Source organism: Rathayibacter sp. PhB127 (assembly GCF_003751665.1).
GTDB lineage: Bacteria > Actinomycetota > Actinomycetes > Actinomycetales > Microbacteriaceae > Rathayibacter > Rathayibacter festucae.
On sequence record NZ_RKHW01000001.1, the window covers coordinates 1,706,692 to 1,726,559 of the forward strand.

The window sequence follows — 19,868 nt, forward strand, 5'->3', positions numbered from 1 at the left end:
CCCCGATCACTCGGCCTCCGCTCCTGATGGCAGCCTTCCGCCCTGACGCGGTTCCCATCACCTGCCGCTCCTGCGCCGCCGGCCGGTCCCTCGACGCCCTGATCCTCATCGAGCTCGCGCGAGGCGTGAACTGCGATGAATCGCGCCTGCTGTCGGCTCTGGCGGTTCGAGTGGATCACCGGATCGGCCTCGTGCAGTTGCGGTCACGACTCCGCGAGCTCACGAACCGAGGCATGGTGCTCCTGGAAGGACACCGTCGAACGATGCTGCTGCGCATCGCGCAGTTCTCGATCACGCGTGCCGGGCGGGACTCCCTCGCCGCTCACGCGCGAGCGCTGGACCTCCTCGCGGAGGAGATCCATGTCGCGCTCCTCACCCGGCGCTGACGGCGACGCCGCCGAACCCACGCGCGCACCGAGGTCGGGACGGGGCCCGTGGTCGCCACGGTGCGGTGACAGGGCCCCGCGCGGTCGCCGGTCAGCCCGCAGGGCGGCCGCTCGTGCCCGTCCAGCAGCCACCGATGCGGCCACTCCTGCTGCCACGAAGAGCCACCGAGGCAGCCCATCGTGCTGGTCGAGTAGCCGCCTCCAGCGGCAGATCGAGCGGAGGGAGCGCCTTCGGTGCCGGCGCAGGGCGGGGAAGAGACAGCCGTCCTCACGCTGGGCGGGTCTCGATACGCCTCTTCGGGGCTACTCGACCAGCATGTCTGCGGACGTCTCTTCCCAGTAGACCCACCCGTTGGTCGAGTAGCCGCCTTCGGAGGCGTATCGAGACCCCACATCGCCGAGACATCCGGGAGCGAGTCTCCTCCACACTCGTCGATCCGACGGCGTTGTCCCCGATCAGCCCATGGTTCCGGTCCCGGTGTCGGTGGCTCCTGCTTCAATACGCGTATGTCAGAAGATGAGAATGCGGCAGCACTCGCGGAGGTGCGCGACTGCTTCACCGACGCCGCCGCCACCGAGCGCGCCGCATCCCCGACGCGCCTGAGAACCGCGGAACGCATCCACCGCGGCTACCGCGTCGCGCTCACCGTCCCGGAATCGTTCGCTCGCGGCACGTCCCGCAGTGAGACCCGGGTCCTCGTCGAGCGCTCCATCCGCGCCGAGCTCGCGGTAACGCTCGGCGTCTCCGAGCGAGACGTCTCGCGCCGCCTCGAGACCGCGCAGATGCTGATGGAGCACCTGCCGCTCACTCGCGCCCTGCTCAGGGACGCGCGGATCCTCTGGGAGGCGGGCGAGGCGATCTGCAGAACCGCGATCAGCCTTCCCGAGGCCTCCCGCGCGGCCCTCGACGAGCGCGCGGCCGACGCCGCGCTCACGATGACGACGACCCAGCTGCGCCGCGCCCTGAGTCGCTGGCGCGAGGAACTGCACGAGCAGCCCCTTGCCGAGCGCCACTCCCGCGCCACGCTGGACCGCGCGGTCTGGGTCACACCGGATGTCGACGGCATGGCCACGCTCTGCGTCCACGCTCCCGCGCCGGCGGTGACGGGCGCGTACGACCGGCTGCGCCGCATCGCGCGCACCCTCCGCGATGACGGCGACCCCCACACCCTGCAGCAGCTCAGCGCGGACGCCGCGGTCGATCTGCTCTGCGACGGCGACATCGCCGGCACCACCCCGGACCCCGAGCACCGACCCGACCCGACCTTCGTCCCCGGAGTGCGGGCCGAGGTGCGCCTCACCCTCGCCGCCTCGACCGCGGTCGGTCTCGACGATGCGCACGCGGACCTCGACGGCTACGGACCGGTCCCCGCACCGATCGAGCGCGAGCTGATCCGCACCGCAGCCTCCTTCACCCGCGTCCTCACCGACTCCGATACCGGCGCGGTCGTCTCCGTGGGCCGCACCTACCGCGTCCCACCGCCGCAGATGCGCCTGCACCTGCAGCTGCGGGACCAGACCTGCCGCTTCGCCGGCTGCACCCGCCCCGCCAGCACCAGCGAGGCCGACCACACCCTCGAGTGGCGCAACGGCGGAGAGACCTCCCTCGAGAACCTCGTCTCGCTCTGCACTTCGCACCACCACGTCCGGCACGGGGACCAATGGACCTACGTCACAAGCGGTGACGGGACAATCGTCTGGACGAGCCCGACGGGCCGGCGGATCAGCAGCCAGCCACCGGCACTACCCGGGCGTCCGCCCGACCCGCCACCGAAGCCCCGCTTCGACGACGTACCCGCACCGTTCTGACGACCGTGGATCTCGATACGCCCGCTGCGCGGGCTACTCGATCAGCATGCACCGCGCGGGACGTCGGTGTGAGCCCGTACGTGCTGCACGAACCGCACTCAGGGTGCGCTGGCGCACGTCCGCACAGGCTGGTCGAGCAGCGCGCAGCGCGTGTCGAGACCCGCCGTGGTCAGGCAGGCAGCCGCTGGGGCTGCGACACGGGGGACTCGGTCGGCACGGCGGCGGCGGCCACCGACGCCGGGTCCTCGCCGCTGCGCAGGGGGAGGAGGCGGAAGTGCTGGCGGTAGGGGCCCTTCTCCGGGGTGTTGCTGTACTTCTCCGGGCGCGTCTGCACGTCCCAGTTGCCGCCCTGGAGGCCCTCCTGGGCGGCGTCGACCCGGACGACCGTCCTCGTCGACGAGGGGACCTCGTGCCAGTGCCGGCGGTCGGCCAGCTCGTCCGGGCTGTTCGGCTGAGCGTTGAAGAACATGCTCCCGGCCGACGTGCTGCCGCCGGACGTGCTGCCGCCGGACGCACTGCCGCCGGAGGTGCCGTCGCCGGCCAGGACGAGCACGCCCGCGCCGCCGCCGTCGACGAGGGCGGCCCAGCGGGTGTCGGCCTTGTTCGCGCTGTCCTGCGGGCGGCTGTATCGGGTCGGCTGGTCGGCGACGGCACCGCTCCAGCGGCCGAAGAACGCCGACGCCCGGCGGTCGGCGGACGACTCGTGCGGGCCGCGGCCGTACCAGTGCAGGGTCGAGAGCTCCGGCGCGAGCCCGAACGTGGTGCCGACGACCTGCGGGTTCGGCGTGCCCTCGACCGGCGAGAAGGTGGAGAGCACGTCGACCTGACCCGTGCCGTGGATCGTGTAGACGATCGACTGCGGAGAGGTCGTCACCCGGCCGCTCGGCCGGAACGGCACCGCCGTCGTCACCGACCCGTCGACCGTGATGCGGACGGCGCCCGGCGTCTCCTCGACGTCCACCCGATCGATCGCCCACTCCTCGCCGACGCCGCGCCAGGGCAGCGACGGCTCCGGGCGCTCGAGCCGGATGTCCGGGATGGAGAGCTCGGGGTCGTTCGGGGCGCGCCAGAAGTTCGGCAGCAGCGGCGCGGCGAGCCGCTCGCGACCGCCGTAGCGGAGCGAGGTCAGGCGGCCGGTGGAGCGGTCGACGGTCGCGGAGAACGCGGGCCCGCGCACGACGATCGCCGTGCCCTCCTCGGTCGCGGTCACCGGCGGCAGCTCCCGCGGCGCCCGGCGGCGGGCCGCAGAGGCGTCGACGGGCAGCTCGAACTGGGCGCGCGCGACGACGTGTCCCTCCTCCGCCCAGGCGGTGGGAGCGGCGAGTGCCAGCTGCACGCCGAGGCGGTACTCGCGCGCCGCGTCCTGCGCAGCGGGCTCCGGCAGCGGGTAGGGCAGCGTGACCCGCCCCTCCTCCTGCGGGCCGATGGCCCACTCCGCGCCGGGCAGCGAGCCCCGCTGCACCGGCTCGCCGTCCGCCGACACGGTCCAGTGCACGACGTAGCCGTCGAGCCCGGTGAACAGGTGCTCGTTCGCGACGAGGAGCTCGCCGGCGCGCAGATCGACCGCGGTGACGGAGACCGGCTGGTAGGCGAGCGCCGCCTCGGCCAGCTTCGGGGTCGGGGTGCGGTCGGCGAGGACGAGGCCGCTCATGTGGGCGCTCTCCTGGTTCGGCTCGTCGCCCCAGTCGCCGCCGTAGGCGAGGAACTCCTCCTCGGGCCGATCGGGGCGCGGCCAGTACAGGCCCTTGTCGGCCCAGTCCCAGAGGAAGCCGCCGGGCATCGCGCGCGGGTCCTCGCGGGCGGCCGCCCAGTACTCCTCGAGGTAGCCGGAGGTGTTGCCCTGGCTGAAGGCGTACTCGACCAGCAGGTAGGGGCGCGGATCCCGGCGCGAGCGCTCGGCGAACTGCGCGACCGGCGGGTAGAAGTCGCCGTCGAAGTCCGAGAGGCCGGCCGGGACGACCCAGGTGCCGGAGCCGACGGGGTCCTGGTAGCTGACGGGGCGGGTCGGGTCGTGCTCCTTCGCCCACTCGTACATCGCCTGCAGGTTCGCGCCGACTCCGGACTCATTGCCGATCGACCAGGCGATCACGCTGGGATGGTTCTTGTCGCGCTCGACCATGCTCCGCATCCGCTGGAGCAGGGGCGCGCGCAGCTCGGGGCGGTCGCCCGGCAGGAAGGGCGCCCCGTCGTCGTCGATGCGGTTGATGTGCGTCTCGTTGTTCGCCTCGTCGACGAGGTAGAGCCCGTACTCGTCGGCCAGGTCGTACCAGCGCGGGTCGTTCGGGTAGTGCGAGGTGCGGACGGCGGTGATGTTGCTCTGCTTCATCAGCCGGATGTCCGCGATCATGTCGTCGCGGCTCAGCGTGCGGCCGGTGCGCGGGCTCCACTCGTGCCGGTTGACGCCGCGGAGCGAGACCGCCCGGCCGTTCACGAGCAGCACGCCGTCCACGATCTCGACGCGGCGGAAGCCGACCCGGACGGCGACGCGCTCGAGGACGGCGCCGGTCGCGTCGCTCAGCTCGACGACGAGCGTGGAGAGCTCGGGGGTCTCCGCTGACCAGAGTGGCGGGGACGAGACGGGAATGCTCGCCAGGCTCGCCGCGCGGCCGTCGGCGTCGAGGTCGACCGTCCGGCTCTGCTCGCCCACCTCCGCCGCACCCGGCGCGGTGCCGTCGAACAGCCGCGTGCGGAGCTCGAGACCGGCCGCGGACGCCCCGGCGCGCGCGTCGATCGCCACCGACACCTCGACGGACCCGGCGGTGAACGCGTCGTCGAGCGGCGTGCGCACCGTGACGTCGCGGATCATCGCCGCCGCGCGCGAGAGCAGCCGCACGCTCCGGAAGATCCCGGAGAGGCGGACGTTGTCCTGGTTCTCGAGGTAGGAGCCCGTGCACCAGCGGTGCACCTCGACGGCGAGGACGTTCGAGCCGGCCCGCACGTGCTCCGTGACCTCGAACTCGCCGGTCGTGCAGCTGTCCTCCCGATAGCCGAGGCGCTGCCCGTTGAGCCAGACCGAGCAGGCGGACTCCACGCCGTCGAACTGGAGGAACGTGCGGCGCTCGGCCCAGCCGTCCGGCAGCTCGAAGGCGGTGCGGTACTGGCCGACCGGGTTGTAGAGGGTCGGCGCGTTCGGGTAGTCGCCGCGCGGGTCCGGCTGCTCGTGCCGCCCGTTCGCGCCGGTCCACGGCAGCACGAGATTGGTGCCGATCGGGAAGTCGTAGCCGTGCAGCTGCCAGCTGGCGGGGACGGGGACGGTCGGCCAGGCCGAGTCGTCCCAGTCCTCGGCCGCGAAGCCGTCCAGGCGGGCGGCCGGGTTCGGCGCCCAGTGGAAGCGCCAGTCGCCGTCGAGGCTGTGCACGAGCGGCGTGCTCGCGCGGTCGCCCTCCAGTGCGGCGTCGAGCGTCGTGAAGGGGGTGAGCACGGCGTGCGCCGGCTCCGTGCCCCACTCGAACACGTCGGGATCGTTCCACTCCTGGGCGAGGGTCATGCGGTGCTCCTTGGGGTGCGTCGTGTGGAAGGCGTGAGGTGCCGCGCGCCGGGCGCTGGGCGCGACGTGCAGCGTGCGACGTGCTGCGCGGTGACAGCGGAGTCCCCTCCCGCCGCCCGGGTCGCGGGCGAGGGGAGGGGACGGGTGAGCCGCTACTGGTCGTAGGCGCTCTGCCAGATCTCGGCGTAGCGGTCCGCGCCGAGGCTGGTCAGGGCGTCGAGGTAGGACTGCCAGTCGGCGTCGCTCTCGGGGTCGCGGACGCCGGTGACGAACTCGGCGGTCGCCGTGGCGACGCTGCTCTCGACGTTGGCGGTGAGGGTGGAGAGCTCGCTCGCGTCCTCCGAGGGGACCCAGATGTTCCAGTAGGGGAACATCGCGTCCGACTCCTTGCCGGCGTACTGGTCGGTCGCCTCGAACAGGCGGCGCTCAAAGCCCGCCTCGGTGTAGATGTCGAGCGGCTGGACCTGGCTGGCGCGGAACTCGGCCGTGTCGAACACCTGGGCCATCGGGCCCCAGTTGCCGTTGTAGTCGGCCTCGTTCGCCTCGTCCATCTTCGTGTCGACGAGGGACGGCTCGAGGCTCTGGTCGAGCGCGATCTCGCCCTCCTCGGGGGCGCGCCAGCCGATGCCCTCCTGGCCGAACTCACCGCGGACGTGGCCCTCCGGCGAGAACAGGTAGTCCATCATCTCGACGATGACCTTCTGCTCCACCTCGTCGGCCGCCTTGGTCACGACGAAGGTCGCACCGGGGACGCTCGGGAGCAGGAAGGTGGCGTTCTGGCCGCCGGGGCCCGTCAGCGGCGGGAGCAGGTCGTACTGCGTGTCGCGCCCGTCCTCCTGGCCGATGGTCACGGCGAAGCCGGGGTGGATGGCGGTGAAGCCGCCGATGAGCACGCCCTGCGCCGCGTTGCCGGTCGCGGTCATCTGGTCGCCGCCCTGCGAGAAGGTGGCGGGGTCGATCAGGCCGGCGTCCCACAGCTTGCGGAGGAACTTCAGGCCGTCGCGCCAGCCGTCCTGCATGGTCTGCAGCTGGACGGTGTCGCCGTCGAGCCCGAGCGAGACGGGCTGCCCGTTCGCGCCGGAACCGGTGTTGAACGCGTTGTAGATGAAGGCGTTCATGATGTACGGCACCAGCGACTGCTGGGTGCTGCCGGTCAGCGGGATCTCGTCGGCCTGGCCGTTGCCGTTCGGGTCCTGGGTCTTGAAGGCCTGCATCACCGCGAAGAACTCGTCGGGCGTGGTGGGAGCGGCGAGGCCGAGGGTGTCGAGCCAGTCGGTGTTGATCCAGAACTTGTAGGGGTAGGAGCAGTGGTAGCAGTCGTTCCACTGCGGGAGGCCCCAGATCTTCCCGTCCGGGGTCTCGGTGAGCTCCTTGAAGCCCGGCTCCGCGTCGAGGGCCGCCTTGATGTTCGGGCCGTTCTCGTCGATGAGGTCGTTGAGCTGCACGAGCAGGCCCTGGTCGCCGTAGCGCTGGAGCTCGGCGCGGCTGAACTGCGAGGCCCACGGGACGAGCATGTACGCCTCGGGCAGGTCGCCGCCGGCGAGCGAGATCTGCCGCGCCTCGGCCGCCTCGGACGCACCGTACGAGGTGGTCTCGAACTGGATGTCGACGTCGAACTTGTCCTCGAGGACCTTGGTGAACGAGTTGGTGTTCAGGTCGATCTGCGCGCCCTGCTCGCCGAAGATCCGGATGACCTTGCGGTCCGCCTCCGGGCTCTCGCCGGTGCAGCCGGTGAGCCCGATGATCGCGGTGGTGAGGACGGCGCCGAGGAGGAGGTGCTTCCTCCGCGCGGCGACTCTGCCGTGCTGTGTGCGAGAGAACAAGGTGTTTCCTTCCATGGGTGAGAGAGCCGCGGGGGAGTTCCGCGCGACCGGGGGAGTCGGCCCTGTGCGGGCCGTGCTCGGGGTGCTCAGCCCTTGACGGCGCCGAGCATGATGCCCTTGTTGAAGTACCGGGCGACGAAGGGGTAGAGGATCATCACCGGAACCGTCGAGATGACGATCAGCGAGTACTTGAGGAGATCCGCGAGCTGCTGGCGCTCGATCTGCGCGGCCGCGTCCATGCCCGGTGTCGCCTGATTGAGGATCAGGACGTTCCGCAGCACGAGCTGCAGCGGATAGAGGCTCGGATCGCGGAGATAGAGCAGGGCGTCGAAGTAGGAGTTCCACTGGTAGATCGCGTACATCAGCGCGACCACCGCGAGCAGCGGCTTCGAGAGCGGGAGCACGATCGTCCAGAGGAAGCGCAGATCGCTCGCGCCGTCCAGCTGCGCCGCCTCGTACAGCTCGTCCGGGATGGAGGAGCGGAAGAAGACGACGGCGATGATCACCTGCCAGACGCCGACGGCCTGGGGGAGGATCAGCGCCCAGCGGGTGTCGAGCAGGCCGAGCTGCTGCACCACCAGGTAGGTGGGGATGATGCCGCCGGCGAAGAGCATCGTGAAGATGACGCCGAGAGTGATCCCGCCGCGGCCCCAGAAGTCCTTCCGCGAGAGCGGATAGGCGATCGCGACGGTCAGCGCGAGGCTGACGAAGGTGCCGGCGGCCGTGTAGAAGAGCGAGTTGGCGAAGCCGGTGACGATCGTCGAGTCGCCGAGGGCGCGCTCGTAGCCCTCGAGGGTGAAGTCGATCGGCCAGAAGCTCACCCGGCCGGACGAGACGGCCAGCGGCGAGCTGAACGAGCTGGCCAGGATGTAGAGCAGCGGCAGGAGGACTGCGAGCAGGAACGTCGTGAGCAGGACGTAGACGGCGATCATGAAGACGCGGTCGACCATCGGGTCCTTGATCCGGGTCGCGCGCTGCCGGCGGCGCGGCGGCCGGGCGGCCTCGCCGTCCTCGTGAGCGGTGGTCGATGGCGTGTCGAGTGCGGTCACCAGAGCCCCTGTCCCGTGATCCGCTTCGCGAGCGAGTTGACGCCCAGGAGCAGGACCAGATTGATCATTCCGTTGAAGAGCCCGATGGCCGCGGCCTGACTGAAGTCGGCGTTGAGCAGACCCACCTTGTAGACGTAGGTGGGGATGATCTCGGACTGCGAGAGATTGAGGGAGTTCTGCAGGAGGAAGGCCTTCTCGAATCCGATCGCCATCACATTGCCGACGCCGAGGATCAGGATGGTGATCGCCGTGGGCATGATGCCCGGGATATCGACGTGCCAGATCTTCTGCAGCCGGCTCGCGCCGTCCATCCGGGCGGCCTCGTAGAGCGAGGTGTCGATGGAGGAGAGGGCCGCCAGATAGAGGACGGCGGAATAGCCGGTCGTCTGCCAGACGTCGCTGAAGACGTAGATGTGCCGGAAGAAGTCCGGGTCGCCGAGGAAGTCGATCGCCCCGAGTCCGAAGAACGACGTGACGTCGCTGACCGGGCCGAGCTTGGGCGAGAGGAACAGGATGGTCATCGAGATCACGACGACCGTGGAGATGAAATAGGGCGCGTAGGTGACCATCTGCACGGTCCGCTGGAAGAAGCGTAGCCGCACCTCGTTCAGGGCCAGCGCGAGCAGGATCGGGAACGGGAAGCCGGCCAGCACCACGTACGCGGAGAGCAGGAAGGTGTTCTTCAGCAGCGTCCAGAAGATCGGGTTCGAGAAGAACCGCTCGAAGTGCTTGAAGCCCACCCACGGGCTGCCCCAGACGCCGTCGATGACGTTGTAGTCCTTGAACGCGATGATCGCGTTCGACATCGGCACGTACTTGAAGACGAGGAAGTAGAGCAGCGGCGGCAGGATCAGCAGGTAGAGCTGCCAGTGCCGCCGGAAGCTGCGCCGGGCGGCGCGGACGCCGCGGGCGTTCGAGCGGCCCCGGATCGACGCCGGGCCGCCGGGGACGGGCGCCTCCGGGCCGGGGGCGCCGGGCACGGTCGAGCCGGGGACGGTGGTCCCGGGGGCGCCGGTCAGCGGCATCACCATGCCGTGCCGACCGGTGTGGGGAGGAGGGGCGGACGGGTCGCCGTGCAGGCGTCGCGTGCCCCAGGTCGGGTCGTCATGTCGAGAGCATCCAATCGCCGGTGATTCGGAACGAGGACGAGACTAAGCAGCCGATAACTCCCGTGTCAATAAGAAAACGAAACGTTTCGTGTACTTCTCGAGCGATGCCTGGAAAAGACGGGGGCGGTGATTCTTTCGAAAGTGTAAGAAGACGTTATTGCGAAAGTTCCGGCTATTCTTGCGAAAGCGGGCGAAGGTGGATCCGCGATAATCCGATGAATCCGAGAACGGCCGAGTCTGCGCCGTCCATGCTGGTCGAGCAGCGCGCAGTGCGCATCGAGACCCACGCTCTGCAGGACGGCGGATCTCGATACGCCCGCTCCGCGGGCTACTCGATCAGCATGGAGGGGGCCCACGCCGCGGGCTGCTGGGTCGGCATGCGGGGGCCGCTGCGCGGGCTGCTGGGTCGGCATGCACGGCGCGCTGCGCGGGGCGAGTGCATCGCAGCCCCTCCATGCTGGTCGAGTAGCGCGGAGCGCGTATCGAGACCCGGGCTCCGGCGGACGATGGATCTCGATACGCCCGCGGCGCGGGCTGCTCGATCAGCAGGAAGGGGCAGCCGCTCGGGCTGCTCGATCAGCGGGCGGGGGCCGCCCCGCGGGCTACGCCGGCGGCTGCTCCGGCATCGCCGCTGTGCCCGTGGCGCGCAGGCGCTCCTTGACGAGCTCCGGGAAGAGGGGGCGGCCGTAGAAGTAGCCCTGGGCGCGGTCGGCGCGCAGGGTCGTCAGCAGCTCGTGTGCGGACGGCGTCTCGACGCCCTCGACGATCGTGTGCATGTCGAGGTCCGAGACCAGGTTGATGATCGAGCGGAGGATCGTCGCGTGCCGGGGGTTCTCCTCGTCGGCGAGGAAGACGCGGTCGATCTTGACGATGCTCAGCGGCACCGTCAGCAGCGCCGCGGCGGCCGCGTGCTCCTGGCCGTAGTCGTCGAGCGCGATCGCGATGCCGTCCGCGGTGAGGGCGCGCACCCGCTCGATGACCGCCTCGTCGACGTGCCCGATCGAGCCCTCCGTCAGCTCGAGGCAGAGCTGGATGCCCTGCTCGGCGGTCCGGTGCGCGCCGATCACGTCGGTGACGCCGTCGTGCATCAGCTGCTCCGCCTCGATGTTGACGCTGAGGAACGTGACCGACGGATCGATCGCACGGAACTCGATCATGCAGGCCACCGCCTGGTCGACGATCTGCACCGTCAGCTCGTCGAGCACGCCCAGCGAGCGCGCGATGTCGACGAGGGTGATCGGGCTCAGCGCGGTGCCGTCCGTCCGGGTGTAGCGGGCCAGCGCCTCGAAGCCGACGATGCGCCGCTCGGCGACGTCGATCACGGGCTGGAAGGCGACGCGCACGGTCCCGTCGGCGACGGCGGTGCGGACCTCGGCGACGAGGTCCATACCCTGCGCCTCGGCCCCCTGCGGATCCTCGCCCTTGCGTTCCTTCTTCGTCTCGTACATCCGCTCGTCCGCCTCCTGCATCACCCGGTCGAATGAGCCGCCGTCGACAGCGACCGGGGCGCCGATGCTGATGCGGGGGTGGAGCTCGGCGTCGCCGACGACCAGGGGCCGCTCGACGGCGCGCGCGATCCGGAGCGCGACGGCTCCGGCGGTGATCGAGTCCAGGAGGACGGCGAACTCGTCGCCGCCGATGCGGGCGACGACGTCGTCCCCGCGCACGCTCTCGCGGATGCGACGGGCGACCTCCTGCAGGACGGTGTTGCCCGTCGAGTGGCCGTGGGTGTCGTTGACGGCCTTGAAGTCGTCGAGATCCATGAACAGCACCGCGCGCTCCTCCTGGTCGCTGATCGCCGCGAACTCCTCGTACAGACCGCGGAGGTTGCTGAGACCGGTGACCGAGTCGGTCGTGGCCTGGTCGCGCAGCACGCGAGTGCTGCGGCGATCGTAGAGGGCCTGGGTCGCGATGTGCGCGAGGGCGAGGAGGGTGCGGTGCTCGAGCGCGGTGAAGCCGCCGGAGTCGGGGCGCCGCGTCAGGACCACGTGACGCAGTCCCAGGCCGGGCGTGGCGATCGGCGCCGACAGCTCGAACGCGCGCCCGGGAGTGGCGGAGATCCGCGTGCTCGCTGACGGGATGGCCGTGCGGGCCGCCCGCTCGAGCGTCTCGAAGATCGCCTCCTGGTCGCCCCACGGCAGAGCGAGCGCCGCCTCGATCAGGCCGTTCAGCTTGCGCTCGATCCGGGCGCGACGCAGATACTGGCTGACCACGGCGACCGCCAGCGCGACGATCAGGAGCGTGTTCGCCGAGCGGATCTCGAGGCCGGCGCCGAGCTCGATGCGCTCGACCCCGGCGGAGAGGTGCGCGCCGTAGGCGAGGGCCACCAGCACGATGTTGAGGCCGAGCGCCAGCAGCACCCGGTCGGGCCGGAGCGCCGGCCGCGGCACGTCGCTGACCTCGGCCAGGGTCAGCCAGGCCTGCAGGTACTCCGCCCCGATCGAGAGCAGTCCGTAGGCCAGCACCGCCGGCACCGCTGCGAGGACCGGCCACCAGCCCGTCTGCGGGAAGAGGGAGAGGACGAGCAGGAACGCTCCGCCCGACAGCGCGGCGAGTCCGGTCCAGTAGACGACGGCGGCCCAGGGGCGCCGCGAGATCAGCTGGAACAGCGCGATCGCGAGCACCCACAGCAGCAGCGCCTGGACGCGCGGCACGTCCTGGGCCAGGAAGGCGAGCACCGACACGCCGACCCCGAAGGTGACCGTGCCGATGCCAGAGGCGAGCTCGAGCCGGAACGAGGCCGTGATCCACATCGCGGCGAGCAGCACCAGGAACGCGAGCCACAGCCCGGGGAGCGCCGGTGCGTGCGGGACGAGCAGGACCAGCGTCAGGAGGAGGCCCGCGCCGCCGACGCCGAGCCGGAGGGCGCGCACCGAGCGCGGTCCGCTGCGCTCCGAGAGCGCGTCGGGCACCACCACGGGCTCCTCGGCTCGCGCCGAGGAGAGTCCCGCCGCCGTGTCGCTCATGCGTTGGCCACCCCTTCCCGCGCGTCGGCCGTTCCACGATCCGGCGCGTGACCACTGTGGCAGAGCGGCGGTGCCTCCGCCCGCGCGCACGACCAGGTGAGGGAAGACGAGTCCGCGGACCGCCCTGTGGAGGAGGCCGGGTCTCGATACGCCCCTCCGGGGCTACTCGACCGGTATGATCGCCGGCGAACCCGGGTCGGCCGCACCGCATCCCTGCTGATCCAGCAGCGCGCGGAGCGACGCTCCCTGCTGATCGAGCAGCGCGGAGCGATGGCCCATGCTGATCGAGCAGCGCGGAGCGACGGCCCATGCTGATCGAGCAGCCCGCGGAGCGGGCGTATCGAGATCCACCCGCGCGAGAAGTCGAGTCTCCGGCCCGCCCCGACCCGCCTTCGCATCCGGGCCGGTCGCTCAGTCGTCCGTGGCGAGGACCCGCACGTCCCACGGGCCGAGCTGGAGCTCGGTGCCTGCGGGCAGCTCGGCTCCTGTCAGCACGTCGGTGGCGGCAGCCGGCAACGGGTACACCGAGGGCTCCCAGGACCAGTTGTGGACGAAGCGGATCCGCTCGCCGTGGCGGTTGGTCGCGCTGGTGACCGTCTGCGACGCGGTCGCGCGGCGCCACCCCGAGGCGGCGTCGCCGACGGCCCAGGACATCAGGGCCCGCGCCAGCTCGAGGTCGGGCACGGTCCCGACGGTCGTGACCCGGCCCGCGCCGTGCGCGCGCGTCGTCACGGCGGCGAATCGGCCGTGGTGCGGGTGGACGTAGCGCACCAGTACCTCGGCGTCGTCGGGCTGCAGGCCGTCGGCCCAGAGGGTGGCCGTCGCGCCGGCCGGCAGCGGGAAGCCCGATTCCGCGACGACCGGCAGCGGGACCGCGAGGTTCGCGAACTCGTCGTAGTGGACACCGGCGGCCTCGGCGAGGAACGCCGGCTTGCGCTGCAGCCGGGCCCGCGCCTCCTCGTCCTCGTAGCCGGTGCGCACGCCCACGACCAGATGCCCGCCCGCATCTGCGTACGCCTCCAGCCACTGCAGCTGCGCGTCGTCGGCGATGGTGAACGCCGCGGCGATCAGCACGGGATGCGCAGCGGCGAAGGCGGCAGGGGTCGTCTCGGTCAGCTGCGAGGGGTGCACCGTGTTCGACTGCAGCCCCGCGTCGAAGGCGCCGCGCGCGAAGGAATCGAAGACGGTCTGGAAGGTGCGCGTCGACGCCACCGGCACGCCGCGGGCGGCGCCGGTGCCCTGCGTCGGGTCGCTGAACGAGGGGTACTCCTCGAGCGCCCACTTGCTCTCGTTCGAGAACAGGATCGCCACGTCGGAGTCGGGGGTCAGCTCGGTCACCCGGTCGCCGGCGGCAGCGAAGTCGGCGCCCAGGGCGGCGATCTGCTCGTAGACGCGGCCCGGCTCCTGCGAGTGCGGCAGGATCCCGCCCCAGTAGGTCTCGGCGCCGTGGTGCAGCGTGTGCCAGTGCCAGTACTCGATCATCGTCGCGCCCCGCGAGACCAGAGCCCAGGCGGCCTGGCGCCACTGCCCGTCGTAGCCGGGCTCGTTCGACCACGGCATCCCGATCGCCTGCGCATCGGTCTCGGTCACCAGGAACGGCGCTTGCTTCGACGCGTACATCCGGTCGGCCGTGGCGTAGAGCGCCCAGGTGCCCGAGGTCGTCCAGTGCTGGTCGAACACCCGCGCGTCCGGCAGCTCGAGCCCGTCCTGCATCCGGTAGTAGGGGTTGCCGGCGGCGATGTCGAGGGAGCGCACGAGCTCCTCGTCCTGCACCGTCCGGCGCTCGTAGGAGATGCAGGTGGTGACGAACTGGTCGTCGCGGCCGGCCCGCGCGGTGATCTCCCGGACCATGTCGGCCTGCCAGCCGATGAAGTCCGTGGTCAGCGAGGCCTGGAACCGGCGCCAGGCCAGGTCGTACTGCGGCTGCTGATTGGCGTCCGGGGTCCAGAGGTCGGCCCAGGTCGACAGGCGGTGCGACCAGTAGGTCAGCCCCCACTCGTCGTTCAGCGTCTCGACGGTGCCGTAGCGCGCGCACAGGTGGTCGACGAAGCGCTGGAAGACCTGCCGGTTGTAGAAGATCTCGTTGCCGGGCTCGTTGTCGACCTGGAAGCCGATCACCGCGGGATGCGCGGCGTAGCGCTCGACGATCCTCCGGATGAGCCGCTCGGCGTGGAAGAGGAAGGCCGGGTGCGAGTAGTCGATCTCCTGCCGGGCTCCCCAGCCCATCGGCCGACCGCTCGAGCGCTCGACGTTGATCTTGGGGTACAGCCGCGCGAGCCACATCGGCGCCGCGTAGGTCGGCGTGCCCAGCACGACCGCGATGCCGTGCTCGTGGGCCGCGTCGAGCACCGGCTGCAGCCAGTCGAGCTCGAAGACCCCGTTCTCGGGCTCCCAGGTCGACCAGACCGACTCGCCGACGCGGACGACCGTGAAGCCCGCGGCCTTCATCAGCCGGAAGTCCTCGGCGAGGTCGCGGCGGCCTAGGCGAGAGGTCGGCTGGTACTCGTGGTAGTAGGCCGCGCCGAACAGGATGCGGTCGGTGAGGTGCTGCATGGGAGGGCCTTTCGAACGTTCGGGAGAGGAGTGGCGGAGGAGGGCGGTGGGGGCGTCAGCCCTTGACGGCGCCCGCGGTCAGCCCGTCGAGCAGCTGCTTCCGCAGCAGGAAGAACACCAGGATCGTCGGCACCGAGGCGAGGACCGCGCCCGCCAGGACGAGGTCGTAGGAGCGGTTCTCGGACGCGAACAGGATGTTCAGGCCCAGCGGGATCGTGTACTGCGACGAGTCTGAGAGCAGCACGAGCGGCCAGAGGAAGCTGTTGTAGCTCTGCAGGAAGCCCCAGACGCCCAGCGCTCCGAGGGAGGGGCGCAGCAGCGGCAGCACCACGCGCCAGAACGTGCCGAACTCGCTGTTGCCGTCGATCCGGGCCGCCTCGATGATCTCGTCCGGGATCGACTGGACGATGAACTGCTGCATCATGAAGATCCCGAACGCGGGAGCGACCCACGGCACGATCAGCGCGAACCACGGGTTCGAGAGCCCCGCCTTCACGATCAGGATGAACAGCGGCACCAGGATCACGACGAACGGCACCGACAGCGACGAGAACATTATCGTGAAGAGCACCTTCTTGCCGCGGAAGGCGAACTTCGCGAAGCCGTAGCCCGCCATCGCGCAGACGAAGACCGAGACCGCGGTCGCCAGCAGCGAGGTGCCGACGCTCATGCCGAACCAGGCCCAGAAGGGCTGCGTGGTCAGCAGGTTGACGTAGTTGTCGGTGGTCGCCGGGTTCGGGACGAGCGACGGGGGAGTGGAGAAGATGTCGCCGCGGTTCTTGAACGAGCCGCTCAGCGCCCACAGCAGCGGGAACACGAAGACGAGCAGCAGGGCCGAGAGGGTGACGTAGAGCAGTCCGCGGCGGGCGCGCTCGCCGCCGCTCGCCCGGCGCTGCCTCCGCGGAATGCGGCGCTCCGGAGCGTCGGCGGTGACGATTCCCGTGGTGGCGGTCATGAGGTTCTCCCGATGGCGAGGGCGCGGTTGAGGATCTGGCTGACGGCGAAGACGAGCACGAAGAGCACGACTCCGGCCGCGGCGGCGTAGCCGAACTGCTGGCGTTCGAACGCGGCGCGGTAGATGAACATCGAGACGGAGAGGGTCGCCTCGCCCGGTCCGCCCCGCGTGAGCAGGTAGGGCTCGTCGAAGAGCTGGGCGGCGCTGATGAAGGAGGTGACGACGACGAACGCGGTCACCGGGCGGATCGCGGGGAGCGTCACGGTGCGGAACTTGGCGAGCACGCCGGCGCCGTCGAGCTCGGCCGCCTCGTACAGCTCCTTCGGCACGGCCTGCAGTGCGGCGAGGAAGAAGATCGTCAGGTAGCCGACCGTGCGCCAGAGCAGGACGAAACCGATCGCGACCTTGGCCAGCGTCGGGTCGCCGAGCCAGTCGATGTCGCCGAACCCGAAGACCGCGCGGATCAGCGAGTTCAGGAGTCCGTAGCTGCGGTCGAAGATCAGGCTGTAGATCAGCGCGATGACGATCGGCGAGAGCACCATCGGGATGAAGAAGGTGAGCCGGAACAGGTCGCGCGCCTTGAGCCCGCGGGCGTTGAGGCCCTGCGCGATCAGCAGCGAGCACGGCACGATGACGAACACCGCGATCAGCGTGTAGATCAACGTGTTCACCAGCGCGACGCCGAAGCTCGTGTCGCCGAGCAGGTTCCCGTAGTTGGCCAGCCCGACGAACTCGGGCGAGCCGAGGCCGACCCACTCGGTGAGGCTGAGATAGATCGCCGCCCCGACCGGGACGATCATGAACAGCGCGTAGAGCAGGTAGAACGGCGCGATGAAGAGGTACGGGGCCCGGCCGCCGGAGGTGTTCAGGCGCTTCCGCTTCGCGGCGCGCCGGGCCTCGAGCGGTGAGCCGCCGCGGCCGTCCTGAGCGGAGGCGGGCGCCCCGGCCGTGGTGAGAGTCGACATCATCGATCCTTAGCTGCGGGCCTGGCCGCGGAAGTCCTCGGCCGTGGCGCGGAGCGCCTGCGCCGGGGAGAGGGTGCCCTTGTAGGCCTGGAGGAGGTAGCCCGACAGCACGGTCGTGAGGATCTGCTGGTCCTGGCTCTGGAAGAGCGACGGGACCTCGTCGATGATCTCGCCGTAGACGTCGAAGAGCGCCTGGCCGCCGAAGTAGTCGTCGGTGATCGTCGCGAGCTCGGGGTCGTCGTAGACCGAGCGCAGCGTCGGCAGATAGCCGAGGTCGCGGTAGCGCTTCACCTGCTGGGCCGGATCGAGGTAGGCGGCGAGGACGAGCTCGACGGCGGCGTCGCTGTTGGCCTTGCCGGTGACCGCCGCGAAGCCGGTGCCGCCGCCCACGGCCGTGCGGCTGCCGCCGTTCTCGAAGCGGGGGAGCGTCTTCACCCGCCAGAGGCCGGCCTGCTCGGGCACGTTCGGCTTGATGCCGTAGCTCGAGTACCAGGTGGGCATGTCGACGCCGAGGATCGAGCCCTGCTTCAGGCCGCTCTGCATGCTCGGGCCGTAGTAGTCGGCGACGGTCGTGAAGAAGCCGGAGGCGAGTCCGTCGACCGCGAACTGCAGCGCCTCCTCGGCCTCCGGGGTGGCGAGGTCGAGGTTCCCGTCGCGGTCGAAGAGCTGTCCGCCGCGCTGCATCAGCAGCAGCTGGTAGCCCTGCACGACCTGCGGCAGATCGCTTCCGACGGAGAGCGCGCCGAAGGACACGCCCTCCCGCGCGCTGATCTCGCCGCCGACGCGGGCGAACTCCTCCCAGGTCTCGAGGTCGGTCGGCACGCCGAGGCGCGCGAACTCGTCCTCCCGGTAGTAGTAGACGGCGAGCGGCGTGTCGGAGTCGAGCGCGTAGAGGGCGCCGTCCTTGCTGAACGCGTCGACGCGGGCGGCGATCAGGTCGTCGCGGTAGGGGGCGGTCGCCTCGGTGAGGTCGACGAGCAGCTCGGGCGCGATCGAGCCGCGGAGCGTGCGGGCGAAGTTCGCGACCTCGATGCCGACCAGGTCCGGCGTGCCGGACCCGGCGACCGCCTGCGCGATCAGCTTGGTGACGATGTCGGTCGCGCCGATCTTGGTGACATCGAGCGAGTAAGAGAAGTCGGTGCGCGCATCGGCGAGGGCGAGCGCCTCCGAGAAGAACGTCACGTAGCCGTCGTCGTGCGTCCAGAACGAGAGGTCGACGGCGCCGGACTCGACGGCCGCCTGCGGACCGGTCGCGGCGCACGAGGCGAGCAGGGAGGCGAGGGCCGCCGAGCCGCCGGCGGCGGCGCCGAGACGGAGCAGCCCGCGGCGCGAGAGCGCGGGGGACAGTGGGTGCATGGAGGAGCTCCTTCGGAGAAGGGGAAGGGACGGGCCGGCGGGCGCGCCGGAGGGACCGCGCGGAGGCGGTTCGTGCTGACCGCACGGACGGCGGTGGGAAGGGACGGGGAGAGCTGGAAGGGGGGAGCCGCGGGCCGAGAGCCGGGACGGGGAGCTACGGGACGGGGGAGCTACGGGACAGGGGAGCTACGGGACAGGGACGGGCGACGCGGGCGCCAGCGCCGCGCGCTCGGGGTTCGCGGGCCCGCTGGATGCTCGGACGATCAGCTGGGCGGGGACCGAGCGGTGCCGCTCGGTCGGCGCGTGGCCGTCGAGGGTGCGAATCATCCGGTGCATCGCGATGCGCGTGACCTCGGCGAAGTCCTGCTTGACCGTGGTGAGCGGCCGGTGCAGGAACTCCGAGATCGGGTCGTCGTCGAAGCCGACGACGCTGAGGTCCTCGGGGATGCGCAGGCCGGCCGCCTCGGCGGCGTGGATCGCCCCGACGGCCATCTGGTCGTTGGCGGCGAAGACGGCGGTGACGTCGCGGCGGTGCAGGATCGACGCCATCGCCTCCGCCCCCGAGCGCGGGCTCCAGTCGCCGCTCAGCACGGGCGGCTCGGCAGCGTCGGCGTCGGCGAGAGCGGTCCGCCAGCCGTCTATGCGACGACGGGTGGCCGACCAGGTGCCGGCGCCGGCGATGTGCCAGACCGTCTCATGGCCGAGGGCGAGGAGGTGCTCGGTGGCGCTGCGGGCGGCCCCGGCCTCGTCGGTGCCCACGACGAGCTCCTCGGGGCGGTGCGCCTCGCTCGGGTGGTCGAAGCTGAGCACGGTGACGTCGGCGGGGATGGTGAGGCGCGGATGCCCGAAGTCGACCGGCTCCGAGAGGATGATGCCGTCGACGCCCTGATCCACGAGGGCGTCGACCGCTTCCTGCAGCTCCGCGCCGCTGTTCTCCGCCGTGCGCACGACGCTGAGGGAGTAGCCGGCGGCACGAGAGGCCTGCTCGACGCCGTCGAGGATCGCGGACGGACCGTAGAGCGAGGTGCTCATCGTCACCATGCCGATCCGGCGGCTCCGCTGGGTGACCAGGGCTCGGGCCGCGGCGTTCGGCCGGAAGCCGAGGGTGCGGATCGCCGTGGCGACGCGCTCGCCGATCTCGGAGGAGACGTGCGCCTCCCCGTTGACGACGCGGGAGACCGTCTTCTGACTCACGCCGGCGGCGCGGGCCACATCGGCCATCGAGACCCGGCGACCGCGGTCGTCCGGCTGCGGCACAGCCTTCGATGAGTCCATGTCGCAGCTCCTTCGCTCGTCCTCGGACCCGAGGTTGACAGCGCAGTCAACTGCGCGGTCCGACGAGTACAACACGGTTTGACTGCGTAGTCAATCGCGACCGCCGAAGGCCGCGCACGGTCCACCCGATGAGGA

12 protein-coding genes are annotated in these 19,868 nt (G+C 70.9%); 2 read left to right on the forward strand and 10 right to left on the reverse strand.

The window, feature by feature from the left end:
- Positions 1-26: 26 nt before the first annotated feature.
- Positions 27-386: a hypothetical protein gene (locus EDF22_RS08110; protein WP_123703838.1), complete on the forward strand. Its 360-nt coding sequence runs from the start codon at positions 27-29 to the stop codon at positions 384-386.
- A gap of 507 nt (positions 387-893) precedes the next feature.
- Complete coding sequence (locus EDF22_RS08115) at positions 894-2,195, forward strand: HNH endonuclease signature motif containing protein (protein ID WP_123703840.1); 1,302 nt, start codon at positions 894-896, stop codon at positions 2,193-2,195.
- A 169-nt stretch (positions 2,196-2,364) separates the two neighbouring features.
- Here EDF22_RS08115 and EDF22_RS08120 read toward each other — a convergent pair whose 3' ends face one another.
- The 10 genes from EDF22_RS08120 to EDF22_RS08165 all read right to left on the reverse strand — a co-directional run bounded on the left by EDF22_RS08120 (position 2,365) and on the right by EDF22_RS08165 (position 19,733).
- Positions 2,365-5,682: a glycoside hydrolase family 2 TIM barrel-domain containing protein gene (locus EDF22_RS08120; protein WP_123703842.1), complete on the reverse strand. Its 3,318-nt coding sequence runs from the start codon at positions 5,680-5,682 to the stop codon at positions 2,365-2,367.
- Between the two features lie 152 nt (positions 5,683-5,834).
- Positions 5,835-7,505, reverse strand: coding sequence for an extracellular solute-binding protein (locus EDF22_RS08125; RefSeq protein ID WP_185038813.1), 1,671 nt, complete (start codon positions 7,503-7,505; stop codon positions 5,835-5,837).
- A gap of 86 nt (positions 7,506-7,591) precedes the next feature.
- On the reverse strand, positions 7,592-8,554 hold the full coding sequence (locus EDF22_RS08130) for a carbohydrate ABC transporter permease (protein ID WP_243586899.1): 963 nt from the start codon (positions 8,552-8,554) through the stop codon (positions 7,592-7,594).
- A complete protein-coding gene (locus tag EDF22_RS08135) occupies positions 8,551-9,585 on the reverse strand; it encodes a sugar ABC transporter permease (protein WP_260303349.1) in 1,035 nt (344 codons plus the stop codon). The genes EDF22_RS08130 and EDF22_RS08135 overlap by 4 nt, the downstream gene beginning before the upstream one ends.
- Before the next feature lie 680 nt (positions 9,586-10,265).
- Entirely contained in the window at positions 10,266-12,629 is a 2,364-nt protein-coding gene (locus tag EDF22_RS08140) for a bifunctional diguanylate cyclase/phosphodiesterase (RefSeq protein ID WP_123703846.1), read from the reverse strand.
- Between the two features lie 411 nt (positions 12,630-13,040).
- Positions 13,041-15,182: a beta-galactosidase gene (locus tag EDF22_RS08145; protein WP_123703848.1), complete on the reverse strand. Its 2,142-nt coding sequence runs from the start codon at positions 15,180-15,182 to the stop codon at positions 13,041-13,043.
- Positions 15,183-15,237: 55 nt separating this feature from the next.
- The gene (locus EDF22_RS08150; protein ID WP_123703850.1) at positions 15,238-16,137 is read right to left on the reverse strand and encodes a carbohydrate ABC transporter permease; all 900 of its coding nucleotides are present in this window, start codon (positions 16,135-16,137) and stop codon (positions 15,238-15,240) included.
- Positions 16,134-17,102 (reverse strand): carbohydrate ABC transporter permease, encoded by a 969-nt coding sequence (locus EDF22_RS08155; RefSeq protein WP_123446502.1) that lies wholly within the window; start codon positions 17,100-17,102, stop codon positions 16,134-16,136. Before EDF22_RS08155 ends, EDF22_RS08150 begins: the two co-directional genes overlap by 4 nt.
- 9 nt (positions 17,103-17,111) lie before the next feature.
- The gene (locus tag EDF22_RS08160; protein ID WP_123703852.1) at positions 17,112-18,458 is read right to left on the reverse strand and encodes an ABC transporter substrate-binding protein; all 1,347 of its coding nucleotides are present in this window, start codon (positions 18,456-18,458) and stop codon (positions 17,112-17,114) included.
- Positions 18,459-18,644: 186 nt separating this feature from the next.
- Positions 18,645-19,733, reverse strand: coding sequence for a LacI family DNA-binding transcriptional regulator (locus EDF22_RS08165; RefSeq protein WP_123703854.1), 1,089 nt, complete (start codon positions 19,731-19,733; stop codon positions 18,645-18,647).
- Positions 19,734-19,868: the final 135 nt, after the last annotated feature.